The 16,216-nt window shown below is 62.5% G+C and carries 17 protein-coding genes; 3 read left to right on the forward strand and 14 right to left on the reverse strand.

What is annotated here, in order from left to right:
- Positions 1-71: 71 nt before the first annotated feature.
- The 9 genes from BQ7471_RS01925 to BQ7471_RS10985 form a co-directional block, all read right to left on the reverse strand.
- On the reverse strand, positions 72-1,019 hold the full coding sequence (locus BQ7471_RS01925; protein ID WP_205408231.1) for a PfkB family carbohydrate kinase: 948 nt from the start codon (positions 1,017-1,019) through the stop codon (positions 72-74).
- Positions 1,020-1,041: 22 nt separating this feature from the next.
- The gene (locus BQ7471_RS01930) at positions 1,042-2,733 is read right to left on the reverse strand and encodes a ribonuclease J (RefSeq protein WP_076463812.1); all 1,692 of its coding nucleotides are present in this window, start codon (positions 2,731-2,733) and stop codon (positions 1,042-1,044) included.
- Between the two features lie 94 nt (positions 2,734-2,827).
- Entirely contained in the window at positions 2,828-3,724 is an 897-nt protein-coding gene (gene dapA / locus BQ7471_RS01935; RefSeq protein ID WP_076463813.1) for a 4-hydroxy-tetrahydrodipicolinate synthase, read from the reverse strand.
- A 43-nt stretch (positions 3,725-3,767) separates the two neighbouring features.
- On the reverse strand, positions 3,768-4,223 hold the full coding sequence (locus BQ7471_RS01940) for a GNAT family N-acetyltransferase (RefSeq protein ID WP_129583307.1): 456 nt from the start codon (positions 4,221-4,223) through the stop codon (positions 3,768-3,770).
- A 158-nt stretch (positions 4,224-4,381) separates the two neighbouring features.
- Complete coding sequence (gene dapB / locus BQ7471_RS01945; RefSeq protein WP_076463816.1) at positions 4,382-5,122, reverse strand: 4-hydroxy-tetrahydrodipicolinate reductase; 741 nt, start codon at positions 5,120-5,122, stop codon at positions 4,382-4,384.
- Between the two features lie 181 nt (positions 5,123-5,303).
- The gene (locus BQ7471_RS01950) at positions 5,304-6,074 is read right to left on the reverse strand and encodes an NYN domain-containing protein (RefSeq protein ID WP_076464375.1); all 771 of its coding nucleotides are present in this window, start codon (positions 6,072-6,074) and stop codon (positions 5,304-5,306) included.
- 240 nt (positions 6,075-6,314) lie between these two features.
- Positions 6,315-7,628 carry a M16 family metallopeptidase gene (locus tag BQ7471_RS01955; RefSeq protein WP_076463818.1) on the reverse strand — a complete coding sequence of 438 codons (1,314 nt, stop codon included), beginning with the start codon at positions 7,626-7,628 and terminating at the stop codon, positions 6,315-6,317.
- A gap of 119 nt (positions 7,629-7,747) precedes the next feature.
- Complete coding sequence (locus tag BQ7471_RS01960) at positions 7,748-7,987, reverse strand: hypothetical protein (protein ID WP_076463819.1); 240 nt, start codon at positions 7,985-7,987, stop codon at positions 7,748-7,750.
- Positions 7,988-8,005: 18 nt separating this feature from the next.
- On the reverse strand, positions 8,006-8,416 hold the full coding sequence (locus tag BQ7471_RS10985; protein WP_129583308.1) for a hypothetical protein: 411 nt from the start codon (positions 8,414-8,416) through the stop codon (positions 8,006-8,008).
- 391 nt (positions 8,417-8,807) lie between these two features.
- On the opposite strand from BQ7471_RS10985, the gene BQ7471_RS11870 reads away from it, so the two are divergent.
- Genes BQ7471_RS11870 through BQ7471_RS11585 form a run of 3 tightly spaced genes read left to right on the forward strand, consistent with a single transcriptional unit; the run spans position 8,808 to position 9,566 of the window.
- Complete coding sequence (locus tag BQ7471_RS11870; RefSeq protein ID WP_083663189.1) at positions 8,808-8,915, forward strand: helix-turn-helix domain-containing protein; 108 nt, start codon at positions 8,808-8,810, stop codon at positions 8,913-8,915.
- Between the two features lie 28 nt (positions 8,916-8,943).
- Positions 8,944-9,231 (forward strand): hypothetical protein, encoded by a 288-nt coding sequence (locus tag BQ7471_RS10990; protein ID WP_129583309.1) that lies wholly within the window; start codon positions 8,944-8,946, stop codon positions 9,229-9,231.
- Complete coding sequence (locus BQ7471_RS11585; RefSeq protein ID WP_083663190.1) at positions 9,228-9,566, forward strand: ribbon-helix-helix protein, CopG family; 339 nt, start codon at positions 9,228-9,230, stop codon at positions 9,564-9,566. Before BQ7471_RS10990 ends, BQ7471_RS11585 begins: the two co-directional genes overlap by 4 nt.
- A 352-nt stretch (positions 9,567-9,918) precedes the next feature.
- Here the strand turns inward: BQ7471_RS11585 and BQ7471_RS11000 are convergent, their stop codons facing one another.
- The 5 genes from BQ7471_RS11000 to rpsO form a co-directional block, all read right to left on the reverse strand.
- Positions 9,919-10,341, reverse strand: a complete 423-nt coding sequence (locus BQ7471_RS11000; RefSeq protein WP_129583310.1) for a hypothetical protein — start codon at positions 10,339-10,341, stop codon at positions 9,919-9,921.
- A gap of 655 nt (positions 10,342-10,996) precedes the next feature.
- Positions 10,997-11,683 carry a response regulator gene (locus tag BQ7471_RS01985; RefSeq protein WP_076464378.1) on the reverse strand — a complete coding sequence of 229 codons (687 nt, stop codon included), beginning with the start codon at positions 11,681-11,683 and terminating at the stop codon, positions 10,997-10,999.
- 8 nt (positions 11,684-11,691) lie between these two features.
- A complete protein-coding gene (locus BQ7471_RS01990; RefSeq protein WP_129583311.1) occupies positions 11,692-12,444 on the reverse strand; it encodes a sensor histidine kinase in 753 nt (250 codons plus the stop codon).
- An 825-nt stretch (positions 12,445-13,269) separates the two neighbouring features.
- Positions 13,270-15,639 (reverse strand): polyribonucleotide nucleotidyltransferase, encoded by a 2,370-nt coding sequence (locus tag BQ7471_RS01995; protein ID WP_076463827.1) that lies wholly within the window; start codon positions 15,637-15,639, stop codon positions 13,270-13,272.
- Positions 15,640-15,869: 230 nt separating this feature from the next.
- Entirely contained in the window at positions 15,870-16,139 is a 270-nt protein-coding gene (gene rpsO, locus BQ7471_RS02000; protein WP_076463828.1) for a 30S ribosomal protein S15, read from the reverse strand.
- Positions 16,140-16,216: the final 77 nt, after the last annotated feature.

Raw genomic sequence — 16,216 nt, forward strand, 5'->3', positions numbered from 1 at the left:
CGCTACCGCGACGCCAACTCAGCCCCGAACAGGCGCGCCGATGAGGCCCGAAGCGCGAGAACCTCACGTTTCTAAAAGATGATGCCGGTCGCAGAACCCGTCTCGAGGACGTGGTTGATCTGATCGAGGGCCGGTACGGGCAGCGCGGACTCGTGGCTGATCGCAATGGCGGCCCCCGCATTCGCCATGAGGCACGCCTCCTCCAGATCCTTGCCGCGCAGCAGCTGCGCGCACATGGTCGCGATATGCGTATCGCCGACACCCGCAGTATCTGCGATATGCGTCTCGAATGGGGGGATCTGCAGGCGCAGTTCACCCCGGCCGAGCTGAACCTCGCAGCCCATCCTGCCGGTGCGCCTCACAAGCGCCGCCTCCGGCTTCATGAGGGTGCGAATCGACAGGCCCGACTCATATTTGGCGAGAATCGCCGTCAGGGCGGCCGCCTCACGCACATTCATCGTCACGATATCGGCCCGTCCGAGCAGTTGGTGCCAGCATTCGACGGGCACCTGCTCGACGGCGGGCGACACGGCGACGACGAGCGTCACCGACGAGGGCAAGGCGGCCCCCCACCCGGCGAGGACCTTCGCCGAATGCGGGTTCGCCAAGTCGGAGGCGGTGATGTGGATGAGGTCCCCGGGGGTGAGGACGAGGCGGTCCAATGCCGTGCGCGAGGGTTCGGACTCGACGCCCGCCGTCACAATGGACGTCATCGACCCGTCGGGCTCGATAAGCTGGATCGCAACACCAATGTCGCCGACGAGTTCCTGCGTGAGGACCGTGATCCCCTCGGCGATGAGCTGCTGGCGCACCGTGTACGAGTTCGGGCCCGTCCCCAGGGGCGACGCCATTGCGGCGGATATCCCCTGGGCGGCGACCGCGCTCAGCGTGGTGAAGCCGCCGCCCGGCCTCGAACTGGCCGCATCGGCGTGGATCGAGGCACCGCGCACCGGGGAATGCGCGATGTGCATGGGCAGGACCAGCACTACTGAGTGGGTGGAAACGAAGCGAGCGGTCATGGGAGTATCGTCGTCCTATCCGTCACTGCTCGACGACGACGGGCACGATCATCGGGCGGCGGCGCAACCTGCGCGCCACCCAGCGACCGATGACGCGGCGCATCGCCTGCTGCAGGATGTACGGATCCTTACCGCCCGGGGACGCCGCCTCTTTCAGCGCCGCATCAACATCGGGCAGGATCTCGTCGAAGACGGACTCGTCCTCGGCCATGCCGATCGCGCGGATCGTCGGACCGGAGAGCACCGCCCCCGAATCGTGTTCGACGACCGCGTAGACGCTGATGAATCCTTCAGAACCGAGAGTGCGCCTGATCTCGAGTTCCTCCTCGGAGATCTCCCCGATTGAGCGCCCGTCGACGTACACGTACTCGCAGGGGACGGCTCCGCTGATCGATGCCTGCCCGTCGCACAGGTCGACGCACACTCCCCCGTCGGCGAGGACGACCCTGGCGGGGTCGACCCCCGTGGATGCGGCGAGCTTGCCGTTGGCGACCAGATGGCGCAATTCGCCGTGGATCGGCATGACATTGCGGGGGCGGACGAGGTTGTAGAAGGTGAGCAATTCACCCTGGCATGCGTGCCCGGAGACGTGGACCTTCGCATTTCCGCGGTGGAAGACCTTGGCGCCCAGGCGCGTGAGGTCGTTGATGACGCGGTTGACGTCGGTCTCATTGCCGGGGATGAGGGAGGCAGCGATGATGACGGTGTCCCCCGCTTCGAGGGTCACGGACTTGTGGGAGCCGGAGCTCATGCGGGCCAGTGCCGCCATCGGTTCTCCCTGCGAGCCGGTCGCCATGTACACGCGTTTATCGGGTTCGAGGGCGGCGATCTCCCCCATGTCGACGATAAGGCCCTCGGGGGCGGTGAGGTAGCCCTTGTCTTGGGCGATGCGCATATTGCGCTCCATGGAGCGCCCGACGAGGGCGACATGGCGCCCCGCATTCGCAGCGGCGTTGATAACTTGCTGGACGCGGTGCACGTGGGAGGCGAAGGAGGCGACGACGACCTGCCCGGTCGCCTCGTTGATGATGCGGTCGAGGACGGGGCCGATTTCGCGTTCGGAGGGGATGAACCCGGGAACTTCGGAGTTCGTCGAGTCGATCATGAACAGGTCGACGCCCTCCGAACCGATGCGGCCGAGCGCGGGCAGGTCGGTGGGGCGCCCGTCGAGAGGCTGATGGTCAATCTTGAAGTCGCCGGTGATGAGGACGGTTCCGGCGCTGGTGCGCGCGCACACGGCGAGGGCGTCCGGGATGGAATGGGTGACCTGCACGAATTCGAGGTCGAAGGGGCCGACCGTCACACGGTCGCCGCTCTTGACGACGTGCATGTCCCCGGCGGGGAGGCGGTGCTCACGCAGTTTCGGCTCGGTGAACGCCAATGTCAGGTCGGAGCCGTAGATCGGGATGTCGTCGCGGAGCTTGAGCAGGTAGGGGACGGCGCCGATGTGGTCCTCGTGTCCGTGGGTGAGCACCATGCCCACGACGTCTTCGAGGCTGTCCTCGATCCACGTGAAGTCGGGGAGGATGAGGTCGACGCCGGGCTGGTAGACCTCGGGGAAAAGGACGCCGCAGTCGACGATGAGCAGCTTCCCGTCGCATTCGAGGACGTTCATATTGCGTCCGACCTCGCCCAGGCCGCCCAGTGGGATGACACGCAGCGCGCCGTCCTCGAGGGGCTCGGGCGCGGACAGGTTTTCGTACAGAGGCTTCATGACTCTAAGTGTGCCACGCCCCGACGCCGCCCCGGCTCCCAGCGCCCGAGCTGACGCATTTGCCCGCCCTCCGCACCAGGGTGTTCAGTCCCCATCAGAGGAGCTCAGCGGCCTCGAGGGCGCGTCGCAGGCGGTCGACCTCGTCATCAGATGCGGGCACGAGCGGCAAGCGCACGGTCGGAGTGCCGATGAGGCCCTGGAGGTGGACGGCGTGCTTCGCCATGACGGCCCCCTGGCCGCCGCCCATGATCGCACTGACGAGGGGGCGCAGCGAATAGGCGAGCTCTCGCGCCTCCCACACCTGGTCCGCGTCGAGCAGGTCGATCATGCGGCGGTAGCGGGATGCGGCGACGTGGCCGACGACTGACACGAAACCGGAGGCTCCGCCCGTCATCCACGCGAAGTTGAGCCCGTCATCGCCCGAGTAGTATTCGAGGCCGGTGCGGTGCATGCGCTCCACACCCTGTTCGACGTTCCCCGTCGCATCCTTGACCGCCCTGATCCGCGGATGCGTCGCCAGATCGTCGAGGGCGGAGTCTGAGAATGCGAGTCCGGTGCGCCCGGGGATGTCGTAGAGCATGACCGGCAGGTCGGTGGCGTCGGCGATGGCGCGCACATGTGCGATGAGGCCCGCCTGCGAGGGGCGGTTGTAGTAGGGGGACACGACGAGCAGGCCGTCCGCGCCGTGGGCCTGGGCGCCCTCGGCGATGCGGACCGCATGCGCCGTGTCGTTCGAGCCGGCGCCGCACAGGATGAACGCCTGATCCCCGACGGCCTCCTTCACGGCGACGGTGAGGTCGTTCTTCTCCGGCTGGTGGGTCGTCGGCGACTCGCCGGTGGTTCCGGACAGAAGGATCGTGTCGCAACCGTCGAGGACGAGTTTGCGGGCGAGGCGCTGCGCGGAGTCGAGGTCGATGCTGCCATCTGCATGGAAGGGCGTGACCATCGCGGGGGCGAGGGATCCGAACAGGCGCGGGGGGATGTGACTCATGGTGTGAGCATATGCACGTCCGAGGCCGTTTCACATCCTGTGTTCAGTCGGTGGTCGCGCCCTCGTCGACGCCCGCCCACCACAGGTGTTGGACGAGCGGCTCCCCCTCCTCCACGGGCAGTCTCCTCCTCAACGAGGAGGGCGCGAATCCGCAGGAGTGGAAGAATCTCAGGCGCGCCTCGTCGCCCGATGCGATCCATATGCGCAGCGTCGGAGCCTCCGATAAGTCAGCGACCGCCGACATGAGCCGGGAGGCGTGGCCGGATCTGCGGAAGCGCTCGTCGACCGCGAGGTCGAGGATCTCAGCTCCCGCGCCGATCACATCCGAATCGGAAGCCGCTTCCTCTGCGGGTGCGAATGCCGCGAAGCCGACGACCGTGTCCGCATGGAGTGCGACGAGGGTGAGGCACCCGGGGGGCGCAGGCGCAGACAGCGTGGCGGTCCACTGCGCTGCGAGACGTTCATCGTCAACGGCGATCTGGGAGGAGGGCGGGAGCATGAGGCGCAGAGGCGAGGGGGGGAGGGGAGGAGGGGAGAGGGAGGGAGGGGAGAAAAAAGAGAAGAAGAAGAAGAAGAGAGAGGAGGAGAGGAAGGGGGAGGAGGGAAGGAAGAAAAAAAAAAAAAGGAAAGAGAGAGGAAAGGGAGGAGAGAGGCCGGTCACAGTCCGAGGTAGGTGTCGAGGCCGATGGACAGTCCCGGGTGCTCGCCGACCGAGCGAATCGCGAGGAGAACCCCCGGCATGAAGGAGATGCGGTCGAAGGAATCGGTTCGGATGACGAGTTGCTCTCCGGGGTTGCCCAAAAGGATCTCTTCCGACGCGGTCAGTCCGCGCAGCCGGACCGCGTGGACGGGGATCCCCTCGATCCTGCCCCCGCGGGTGCCCTCCGGGTCGGTCTGTGTGGCATCCGGTATGGCGCCCAGCCCGGCATCCCGGCGGGCTGCGGCGATGCCGCGCGCGGTTGCGGCGGCTGTGCCCGAGGGGGCGTCGACCTTATTCGGGTGGTGCATCTCGACGACTTCAGCGGACTCGAAGTAGGGGGCGGCCAGGGCTGCGAATTTCATCGCGAGGACGGCTCCCATCGCGAAATTCGGAGCGATGAGGACATTTCTGCCCGCCCGCTCGGCGTGCTCGCGGACGCGCGCATAGGACTCATCAGTCCATCCGGTCGTGCCGACGACGACGTCAACACCCGCGTCGAGCAGGGCGTGCACATTCGACTCGGTGACGGCGGGGATGGAGAAGTCGACTCCGACCTGCGCCCCGGACAGGGTCTGGGAGGTGATCTCGTCCCCGGCGTCGAGTTGCGCGACGACCTCCATGCCGGGCGCCGCGGTGACGGCATCGACCACCGTCGATCCCATGCGGCCCTTGGCTCCGGTGACGGCTACGCGAATCATGATGCTCCTATCGGTCGGGTGTGTCAGTTCTCAGGAAGGACGAGGGCGCGGGCGCGCGGCTGGGAGACGAGCTGGGCGGCGAGGACACGCACGTCATCGGTGGTGACGGCGTTTGCGGCGTTCGCAGTTGGGAGCACATACGGGAAGGCAGACTCATGCGTTCACGAATGCTAAAACGTATTCAGTCGACAGCACGAATGAACTCCTGCCGAATGACATTCAGTTCATCGGCAGTCAACCGTCGACTCCCCTGGAGCTTCGATACCGAGGCAATCAAACGACCGTCGAATTCTCTGGGAATTTTCCCCGCGATCTCGATCTGCGCTCGGATCTGCTCCTTATCTCTTTCGTCCATTCCGTTGACGAGTTGGTGGACCACTCTGCTAATCGAATCATTAATCGTCTCTCCCTCAATGGGATCCAATTCGACTCGTCGTGTTGATCGCCTCCCGATGCCGACCTGCGTCGATTGGCAATCAACCACGCTTTCGACCGTCGGCGCTGTTGTGGCCCCTGTTACTGAGCCCGGAACTTCGAGAACCTCGGTGAACCACTCACTCGGCAGTATTTCTACAGTATCCGCTTCCTGGCGCAGCAATCTGCTCATATTCCTTGACACGTCCCCGGCGCCGAGCAAATGGACGCGAATACCATAGTTCTGCGCTAACTGCACTCCTAGGCGAATATCTTCATCTCCGGAGAGAACGACCGCATCGACGACTGCTCGATGGCGAGCCAAATCGATAAGATCTGTGACGATCAGGGAGTCAACTCCCTTTTGTTGTCCGGCGCCGTTGAGAACGCCGAGCCGAAGCTTGACAGAAGGTAACAGCGCCAATTCAGCCTGATCCGCAGACAATTGATTTCCAGGCATGGCATCATACCAGTAGGTACGCAGGAGCGGCACATCCGATGCCAATCGTTGAGAGATCTCAACCAGCTTATCGATCATCCGCATCGGGTCCTTGAGGCGAATCTGGTCGCGTCTCAGCTTCTCTCCAAATGCTGCGCGTATCCCCGCGGCATAGAAGTATCCCGCATCTACTAGGAGCGCACAACGATCCACATCGACCCCCAGATCAAATACATAGGCCCCCTTGCGGGGGCCATACGCTGACCGTGCAACTAATAACGACCAGCAGATTATTAGGCTACCAGATTTGGTAGCGGTCCACAATCGTTAAGGGGTGTGTCAGTTCTCAGGAAGGACGAGGGCGCGGGCGCGCGGCTGGGAGACGAGCTGGGCGGCGAGGGCGCGCACGTCATCGGTGGTGACGGCGTTGACGGCGTCGAGGGACTCGGTGACGGTCTTGTAGCGCCCTGAGACTTCGGAGCGCCCCAAGCGCATCATCTTCGACCAATTGTCCTCCAAGCCGAGGGCGACTGAGCCGCGGACTTGGCCGCGCACACGTTCGAGTTCGGCGTCGGTAGGGCCGGTGGCAGCGAGGTCTTCGAGTTCGCCGATCATGATGCGCTGGACCTCGTCGATGTTCGAGGGCGAGGTGCCCGCGTACATGCCGACGGTGCCAGTGTCGGTGTAGGCGGATTCGAAGGCGTAGGTCGTGTAAGCGAGGCCGCGCTTCTCGCGCACTTCTTGGAAGAGCCTCGATGACATGGAGCCACCGAGGACGCTGATGAGCACCGACATGGTGGGGCCCTCGTCGGCGTGGACTCGCCTGCCCTTCGTTCCGACGATGAGGTGCGCCTGTTCGACAGTGCGCCTGCGGATGACCTCGTACTCGTGCTCGGGCGTCGCCTCCGGGGTCATCGACCTGCGAGGCCTGGGCTGGGCGCTGGTCGGGGCGTCCGACCAGGCGGAGGCGCTGATCGCCTCGTCGATGAGTGCGACGAGCCTGTCGTGGTCGACGGCGCCCGAGGCTGCGACGACGAGGGAGTCGGGCGCGTAGTGGCGGCGGTAGTGCTCCCAGACGGCGTCGCGCGTGACCGATGAGATGACGTCGGGAGTTCCTCCTATGGGTCGGCCCAGAGGTGTGTCGCCGTGGACGGCAAGTTGGAAGGCGTCGTGGACGACTTCGTTGGGACTGTCCTCCGCCATGGCGAGCTCGTCGAGGATGACGCCGCGCTCCATGGAGAAGGCGTCGGGGGTGAGCATCGAGTTGGAGAGCATGTCGACGAGGACGCCGGTCGCCATATCAAGGTCGTCGGAGAGGATCCGCGCCCAGTAGGCGGTGTGTTCGCGGGCGGTTTCCGCGTTCGAGTCCCCGCCGACCCGGTCGAAGGATTCTGCGATGTCGAGGGCGCTGCGCCGCGTCGTCCCTTTGAAGAGGAGGTGTTCGAGGAAGTGAGTGGATCCGGCGAAGTCCGCGGATTCGTCGCGCGACCCGACGGGCACCCACAGACTGAGTGCGACCGAGCGGGTTGCGGGGACCGTCTGGGTGATGATTCGACTTCCCGATGAGGTGACGGTTCGCAGGATGTCGCCTTCGGAGTCGTCAAGCAGGTGCGCCCGGGTCGCTTCAAGGGGCAATTCGATCGGCGGAGTCATGGCGATGATTCTAGCCGCCCGACGGTAAAGCTCCCTCCGGGGGTGACACAGACACAGAACAACGCATAGTCGGGGCTAGCGTGACGACGCTATCCCCGACTATGCGGCATTGGAAGATGCTACTGGCCGTTTTGGAGGGCTGCGGCTTGCTCGTCCATGATCCGGCGCCGATTGCGGTCATAGTCCCCCAGACCCCGCCCCACCGTGAACAGCAGGAATGCCACCATCCAGGTATTCTCAGGAGTTTGGCTTTTCGTGATCAACGCGTACCCGAAGCTCATCACTAGGACCGCGATCGTCAGCCAGTCGCAGGCGCGACCGACCTTTCCCCACGCGCTCATGTCCTTCCATTGAGCCATTGTGCTTGTCACTTCCTCTCACCTGTAGTAGCAGTACGAGTGATTGGGGCATTCTTTCTGGAACCCGTGACTCCATCCATGGTATCCGGCGATTCCCACCGGACCGAGTCCATAAGCAGCTCCCATCAGACCCCATCCCCAGTCGCCGCTCCACATACTCCATGTCACTTGGCCTGTGGCAGCACGGGCAACACCATCATTGTAAGCCACGGTGTAACCTGCCATCAGAACGGCAACAATAGCCGCTATAGGAATCGCTCTCGTCTGTTCAGATTCTCTTTCAAATGTCGTACTCTCGACCGTGACAGACACGCTATCACGGTCTTGCATTGTGACAGTATCAGTGGAGCCGTACGCGACTCCAGCGCCACTGAGTACGAGCGCACACGAAGTCAGTGCACTGATCACAGTCCTCTTCAACGTCGTCATTGTTGTCTCCTTTGAGACAAAGCTGCTTGAGTGATTGTCGGCGGACGCCGTCATTTTATGATTTGCGACTCGTCCTCTTCTATCGAGGAATGTTAATGATTGTTGGGATGGTGCCTGTCTCGGCGTTCATCGCCAGATAGCATCCGACCGAAGACGCACGGCATACCCCGCTTCCACGACACGTGGTGCAGCACGGACATGTGAAACACGTTGAGTACGAGAATCTGCGTCTATGCAGGTGAGGGTAGGGGTCGTGGAGCGGGTCTGGGTGGTGCTTGCTGTCTAGTTCATGGTGGTTTTCCATTCGATGGGGGGTCAGGCGGTCGAGGTGGTCGTGTCTGCGGTGCCTGTGGTAGGTGCGTTCGATCCAGGTGACGATCGCGATGCGTAGTTGGTCGTACTCGCTCAAGATCTGCGCCGCCAGGGCATGAGCCTCGCTCGCATCGGGCGGATCCTTAACTGCTCAACCTCAACAATCAGACGCGCTGTGGGTTGCTAACACCATAGATTGGTAGTACCATTCTCGTGTGGCCATTAGATTCACTAAGAGTGCCGGACGCCACGGGGTATCTCAACAAGAAGCCCTGCACGCTGTTTTCCATCACGTTAACGCTGCTTCGATTGAAGGAGAGCCGGGAGATAAGACCATGGTCTTCGTCGGATTGCCGCACCCTCAAGCACGGCGGTTCATCGAGGTGATTGCTTCGATCAGGGGGAGCGCAGATATCAAGATCTTTCACGCAATGGAGGTCACCGACGCGTGGAAGCATCTGGTCTACGAAGCCGGGCACACAGAATGGGAGAACGAATCGTGACTCACACACTGACTGAGGAAGAAGAAGCCCGCTACAGCGCCCTCGCAGACACAGCGGAAAGGGGCGAACTCAAGCAACTCGGACCCGCACTCGGGTCGAGGACGCTCGCCAACGCGGACGATCTTGCGTCGTTCATGGTGACTCATGGCGTGACCACTGGGGGCCGACCTAATCTCGGGAGAGCGCGCGCTACGGGTCATGGGCGGTCGCCGCGGCGCCAGGTACGGCTGCCTGAGGATCTGAACAATCGCTTGGATGCATATGCTGACGCCAAAGACCTCACAGTCTCCGATGTCATCCGCGCCGCCCTCGAAGCGTATCTTCAACCCGCCTAACCGCCGGTATTGATCACTGCCAGGAGGCATCCTTGGATTGCCAGCAGACTGTGCACATCAGATGTAGCCGCGGCATTGAACGATGGCTATTGACCAATATCGATGCCAGGTCTTTGCGCTGGGCAAGACGCTGACTCGTTCCGCCGACGAATACGTTGATCATATTCCTTGAATCCGGCACCTAACAGCATCAGGAATATCGCCATCCACCACATGAATTCAGAAACCTGAATCCCCCGAATCATCGAATACGCCAAGTTAACGCCCAGCCCCACGGCTGCGAGCCAGTAGCACGCCTCACCGATGAGAGCCCACACACCCATGTTGTTCCACCGAGACATCACCCGCCCCCTCACCTGTAGTAGCAGTACGAGTGCTTTGGACACTCCGTCTTAAAGCCGTGGCTCCATCCTTGGTACCCCGCCCAGCCAACGGGACCAAGTCCATTTGCGTACGCAAGTAAAGCCCATCCCCACTGTCCCTCCCACATGCTCCATGTCACTTGGCCTGTGGCAGCACGGGCAACGCCATCGTTGTACGCCCACTTGTAACCACCCGCCAGGACAGCAAAGACGACAGTGACGGCTACGCCTACTCTTCTCGGCGACTCGGGTTCAGATTCTCTTTCAAATGTCGTACTCTCGACCGTGACAGACACGCTATCACGGTCTTGCATTGTGACAGTATCAGTGGAGCCGTACGCGACTCCAGCGCCACTGAGTACGAGCGCACACGAAGTCAGTGCACTGATCACAGTCCTCTTCAACGTCGTCATTGTTGTCTCCTTTGAGACAAAGCTGCTTGAGTGATTGTTGGCCGACGTTGTCATTTTATGATTTGCGACTCGTCCTCTTCTATCGAGGAATGTTAATGATTGTTGGGATGGTGCCTGTCTCGGCGTTCATCGCCAGATAGCATCCGACCGAAGACGCACGGCATACCCCGCTTCCACGACACGTGGTACGGCACAGACGCGTGAAACACGTTGAGTACGAGAATCTGGGCCTTTGCAGGTGAGGATGGAGGTCGTGGGGTGGGACTGGGTGGTGGTGGGGGTTGAGGTCTCTCGGTGATGGGAGTTCTTACACGACCTGTCAGAGAGGCCTGGGCGTGTGTCACGTTACCGGCAGTCTTGCTGATCTCACTGCTTTCTTGTCCCTGGATCGGCTCGGTCTACGAGCGCTGTGGCAGCAACTCAACGAGCAGCCCACCGTCATCGAGTGTGCCGTCATCGAGTTGTATCCGTGGTGTTTTGCTCGTGGTGGCCGGGAGTCTGTAACCCCGACAACAACCGCCTCAGAATACTCCTCAACGGCGGCGGCCCACACACCTACCCCACGCTCAAATACGAAGAGCCGGTTGGAGTCCCCACGCAAAGGATCGATGGCGCAACCCTATTTCCGGGACCGTCGCCCCTCGATCGAGGAAAGTCAACAACCCGGAGTCGACCCGATCCGAGCGGCGCGAACGGCGAGTTCGGTCCGTGAGGTGCAGCCGAAGCAGTCGAGCAGTTGTGTGACATAGGTACGCACCGTCCCCTCCGAGTAGCCAACCTGCTCTGCGATCTCCCGATTCGTCACGCCTTGTATCAGGCACTCGTAAACAGCCCTCTGGCCTGTCGACAGTGAGTCGACGATCCGTTCCCACCGTTCAACCGCCTCGTGCCGTTCTCCGAAGGATCTCAACACATTGACGGCGGCATCCATCACTCGCGGCGAGAAGACATGCCTCCCTGAGACGACGCGCACGAGGGAGTCCACGATTTCATCGATCGGCAGATCCTTCGTAAGGAAGGAGCAGGCTCCCGCAGCCATTGCCTCGGCGAGGCGATGCTGGACCTCGAAGGCCGTGAGCATCACGACTCTCACCGATGAGTGCTGCTCAGACATGATCCGAGTAGTCTCCACTCCGTCAAGCACGGGCATCTCAACATCCATCAGAACGATGTCGGCAGGGCGGTGTTTCACAAGCGCGAGGACCTCGCGCCCATCAGCAGCGGTCCCGACAATGCTGATGCGAGGATCCAGACCCAGAAGGGAGGCGAGGCCGTCGCGCAGATCAGGATCGTCATCCGCCAAGATCACCCGGATGGGGCGGATATGATCGTACGGCGACATGGGGTCGATCATTCCATTTCCTCATTTCGGGCAGTATCAATCGGCATGACGAGAGATATCATCCAGCGCCGGAGCACCGCGCCGAAATAAACATCGCCGCCGAGCGCCTGTGCCCGGCTCTGCAGACTGACGATTCCCAGTCCGGACGACAATTCGAGTTGAAGATCCGGTTCTCCCTTCGAAAGATCCGATACGACGGTGACTTCCACGCCGAGATCCGACACATCTGCCGATACATTGACAATCGAGTCAACTGGCGCATATTTTACGCAGTTCATCAATGATTCTTTGAGGAATATGACTAGGAATCGGAGTCGCGCGGCTCCCAGAAGCATTGACAACTCATGTTCGTCGGGAAGGGCGCTGTGCAATCGTCGGTGTCCCATGCGAAGCATCCGGGCGGCATCATCGAGTGCGTGCGACACCGACTCATTCATCGGATCGTTGCTGGGTTGCAGCATGGTCACTGTATGACGCAATTGAGTGATGGCACGCGCTACTGATTGTTCAATGTCGGCAAGCGCGTGCGAAGGTTGATCCCGTTTGGGCATTTGAAGGGAGCGGACCATGATGAGCGCCCTGGTCAGATCCGTGACGACCGTGTCGTGAAGCGTCACGGCGAGCTCTGCATTCGTCCTATGGGCGAGGTACTCCACCTCCTGTTTTAGCAGTTCAATTTGCTTACTACTTGTCAGCATGACTAGACCAAGTGGTACGGCGATGACCGCTTGCAGGAGAATCGCCCAGACGTAAGTCGTCATCGATCTCACTGTTGGATCCAAGTAATACGCGAATGCCACAAGAATCCCACAGCACACAGCGATGAGCCGGCGGCGACGTGAGATCAACTCTGCAACTGCGAGAACGACGAGAAAAGGGGTCATAAGAGAAGCGAGGGCGTCGGACGGCGAGATGATGACCAGGCAACTCACGATAATAACCGTCAGACTCGCAGGAGTAGAAAACCAAGCAGCTGCTCCAGTAGCCACTGCGATTGACATTGATGCCGCCAATTCGAGCCACGTCAAAGGCCTTCCAAGCAGTGCGACTGAGCAATCGAGTCCGAGGAATACCAGTGCGACCATTGGGTATGCGAAGCGCTTTCCCGCGTCCTGAATCCAGCGAAGAGGGCGGCGAACGCGCTGCAGGAGCCTTTCGTTCACACGCGACCCCGGCACAACTCACTGTTCGGAAAAACCAAACAGAAGAGTTCCACGGGAGAATACTGAACAGTCGCATCGGGGCGCTCAACGGAGACCACGGGCATGACGAGCCCCATCATCATGGACATCACCGCCATCATTCCAAGCACTCGACGAATCACAGTTGACCTCCACTGGTGTCGCTGGACAGACTCCCGTATCCATTCAACACCAATGAGGGCATCCGCGACTATCGAGGAATGTCGCTCTCTTCCCCGCCGCCTCTCCCCGCATCAGCCGAACGCCCAACGCCAGCCACGTCATGAGCAGGGCGAATACGCTACAACAACCCGGCCCCGGACATGTAGTGACACAGTGGGGTCGGGGAGCATGCGCTCCCCGGCCCCACCCATCAGCCGATGAATGACACCGCCTTAACGAAGATCACTCCTCGGTGATCTCCTCGACCGCATCATCATCGCGGGTGCGACGCGTGCGGGTACGGGGACGGCGCTCACGACGCTCGGAACGATCACGACGCTCGCGGCGCTCCGCACGCTCGGAGAACTCAGCCATCTTCTCCCCCTCAACGCGCGCCTGCTCGGCAGCCAGCGCATCATCGTCGAGGACGGCGTGCAGGCTGAGCTTGCCACGGTCACCGATACTCTCGATCTCGACCTCGACCTGCTGGCCCACCTGGAGGACATCGTCGACGGAGTCGATCCGCTTCCCACCGACGAGGCGGCGCACCTGCGAAATGTGCAGCAGGCCGTCCTTGCCGGGGGTGAGGGACACGAAGGCGCCGAAGGAGGTGGTCTTGACGACCGTGCCGACGAAACGCTCGCCGACCTCAGGCATCTGCGGGTTCGCGATCTGGTTGATCATCTGACGCGCGGCCTCGGCCGAGTCGCCCGACGCGGAGGCTATGTACACGGTACCGTCATCCTCAATGGTCACATCGGCGCCGGTGTCCTCCTGGATCTGGTTGATCATCTTGCCCTTGGGACCGATGACCTCACCGATCTTGTCGACCGGGACCTGGACGGTGATGATGCGAGGAGCATTCGGGCTCATCTCATCGGGACCGTCGATCGCCTTGTTGATGAGGTCGAGGATCGCGAGACGGGCGTCGCGCGCCTGGGCGAGGGCTCCTCGCAGGACCTGCGAGTCGATGCCGTCGAGCTTCGTGTCGAGCTGAAGGGCGGTGATGAAGTCCGCCGTGCCCGCGACCTTGAAGTCCATGTCGCCGAAGCCGTCCTCGGCGCCGAGGATGTCGGTGAGGGTGACGGCCTTTTTCACGCCGTCAACCTCGCCGGTCATCAGGCCCATCGCGATGCCGGCGACGGGGGCGCGCAGCGGCACGCCCGCCTGCAGCAGAGACAGGGTCGACGCACACACCGACCCCATGGAGGACGAGCCATTCGAACCCATCGTCTCAGAAACCTGGCGGATCGCGTAAGGGAACTCCTCGCGGGTCGGCAGCACCGGGACAAGGGCGCGCTCGGCGAGATCGCCGTGGCCGATCTCGCGGCGCTTGGGGGCGCCGACGCGGCCGACCTCACCCGTCGAGAAAGGCGCGAAGTTGTACTGATGCATGTAGCGCTTGGAGCTCACCGGAGACAGGTTGTCAAGCTGCTGCTCCATGCGGAGCATCGCCAGCGTCGTCACACCAAGGATCTGGGTCTCGCCGCGCTGGAACAAGGCGGAGCCGTGGACGCGAGGAAGCACCTCGACCTCGGCTGACAGGGAGCGGATCTGGCGGGGAGTACGGCCGTCCATGCGGATCTCGTCGCGCAGGGTGCGCTGACGGATCGTGTACTTCTCGAGGGAGCGGAACGCGGCCTTGAGGTCCTTCTCGGCCTCGGGGAAGCGCTCGGCGAGAGCGGCGAGCATCTCGGCCTTCACAGCGTCAACGGCCTCGTCGCGGGCGAGCTTGCCCTCGGTGAGCAGAGCAGTGGCGAGCTTGTCACCGACGAACTCCTCGACCGCCTGGTACTCCTCGTCCGTGTAGTCGATGAACAGGGGGAACTCAGCGGTCTCCTTGGAGGCGTGCTTCGCGACCTCGATCTGGGCCTCGCACAGCGCCTTGATGAAGGGCTTGGCGGCCTCAAGACCATCGGCGACGACATCCTCGGTCGGGGCAACGGCGCCGGACTGGATGAGGTCCCACTGGTTGGCGCCGCCACCGGCCTCGACCATCATGATGGCGACGTCTTCGGAGCCGTCGTCAGCGGTGACGATACGGCCCGCGACGACGATGTTGAAGACGGAGCGCTCCAACTCCGACCAGCGCGGGAAGGCGACCCACTGCCCGTCGATAAGGGCGAGGCGGGTGCCGCCGATCGGGCCGGTGAAGGGCAGGCCGGCGATCTGGGTGGACATGGATGCCGCGTTGATCGCGAGGACATCGTAGGCGTCGTCGGGGTGGGCGGTGAGGATGGTCTCGACGACCTGGACCTCATTGCGCAGGCCCTTGATGAATCCGGGGCGCAGCGGACGGTCGATGAGGCGCGCGGCGAGGATCGCCTCGGTGCCGGCGCGACCCTCGCGGCGGAAGAAGGAACCGGGGATGCGTCCGGCGGCGTAAGCGCGCTCTTCGACATCGACGGTCAGCGGGAAGAAGTCGAACTGGTCCTTGGGGGACTTTCCGACGGTGGTGGCGGACAAGACGGTGGTCTCGTCGTCGAGATAGGCTAGGGCGGAGCCGGCGGCCTGCTTGGCGAGGCGGCCGGTCTCGAAACGGACGACGCGCGTGCCGAAACGGCCGTTGTCGATGACCGCCTCTGCGGCGGTGATGTCAGAGCCTTCCATCATGAGGGCATCTCTCCTTGAATAAATTTCGATTCGAATCGAGTGGATGCGCGCAATGCTTCGGCCTTCGATCGAAGCCCACGGCCTGCACCCCCGCCTGCGGGGCGGAGCGATCCGTAAGCCACTGTCGAAAACCGGCGGCACCTGCGCGCCTCGTCTCAACGGTTGTCCAGGAAAAGGCTCCTGAACGCAGTGAACCGGCCCGGTCCCTCACGGGATCGGGCCGGAATCAGTCAGCGACGCAAGCCCAGACGAGCGACGATGGAGCGGTAGCGCTCGATGTCGATCGAGGCGAGGTAGCCGAGGAGTCGGCGACGACGGCCGACCAGGAGGAGCAGACCACGACGTGAGTGGTGATCGTGCGTGTGAGTCTTGAAGTGCTCGGTAAGATCCTTGATGCGCTGGGTGAGCAGTGCGATCTGAACCTCGGGGGAACCGGTATCGCCCTCGTGGGTCGCATACTCGGCGATGATCTGATCCTTGACGTCCTTGCTCAGGGGCACGGGCTTCTCCTCATTGTCTTGTTGCGCGGAGCACGAGGGCCTCTCCCCCGAGCATCCGATCCGCGGCCGATCCAACG

Origin of the sequence: Actinomyces mediterranea, assembly GCF_900155595.1 — a bacterium.
Classification (GTDB): Bacteria; Actinomycetota; Actinomycetes; order Actinomycetales; family Actinomycetaceae; genus Pauljensenia; species Pauljensenia mediterranea.

Coding starts and splice junctions, on each gene's coding strand:
- BQ7471_RS01925 (WP_205408231.1), bottom strand. CDS start 1,019: ATGACCGCTCGCTTCGTTTCCACCCACTCAGTAGTGCTGGTCCTGCCC.
- BQ7471_RS01930 (WP_076463812.1), bottom strand. CDS start 2,733: ATGAAGCCTCTGTACGAAAACCTGTCCGCGCCCGAGCCCCTCGAGGAC.
- dapA (WP_076463813.1), bottom strand. CDS start 3,724: ATGAGTCACATCCCCCCGCGCCTGTTCGGATCCCTCGCCCCCGCGATG.
- BQ7471_RS01940 (WP_129583307.1), bottom strand. CDS start 4,223: ATGCTCCCGCCCTCCTCCCAGATCGCCGTTGACGATGAACGTCTCGCA.
- dapB (WP_076463816.1), bottom strand. CDS start 5,122: ATGATTCGCGTAGCCGTCACCGGAGCCAAGGGCCGCATGGGATCGACG.
- BQ7471_RS01950 (WP_076464375.1), bottom strand. CDS start 6,074: ATGATCGATAAGCTGGTTGAGATCTCTCAACGATTGGCATCGGATGTG.
- BQ7471_RS01955 (WP_076463818.1), bottom strand. CDS start 7,628: ATGACTCCGCCGATCGAATTGCCCCTTGAAGCGACCCGGGCGCACCTG.
- BQ7471_RS01960 (WP_076463819.1), bottom strand. CDS start 7,987: ATGGCTCAATGGAAGGACATGAGCGCGTGGGGAAAGGTCGGTCGCGCC.
- BQ7471_RS10985 (WP_129583308.1), bottom strand. CDS start 8,416: ATGACGACGTTGAAGAGGACTGTGATCAGTGCACTGACTTCGTGTGCG.
- BQ7471_RS11000 (WP_129583310.1), bottom strand. CDS start 10,341: ATGACGACGTTGAAGAGGACTGTGATCAGTGCACTGACTTCGTGTGCG.
- BQ7471_RS01985 (WP_076464378.1), bottom strand. CDS start 11,683: ATGTCGCCGTACGATCATATCCGCCCCATCCGGGTGATCTTGGCGGAT.
- BQ7471_RS01990 (WP_129583311.1), bottom strand. CDS start 12,444: ATGACGACTTACGTCTGGGCGATTCTCCTGCAAGCGGTCATCGCCGTA.
- BQ7471_RS01995 (WP_076463827.1), bottom strand. CDS start 15,639: ATGATGGAAGGCTCTGACATCACCGCCGCAGAGGCGGTCATCGACAAC.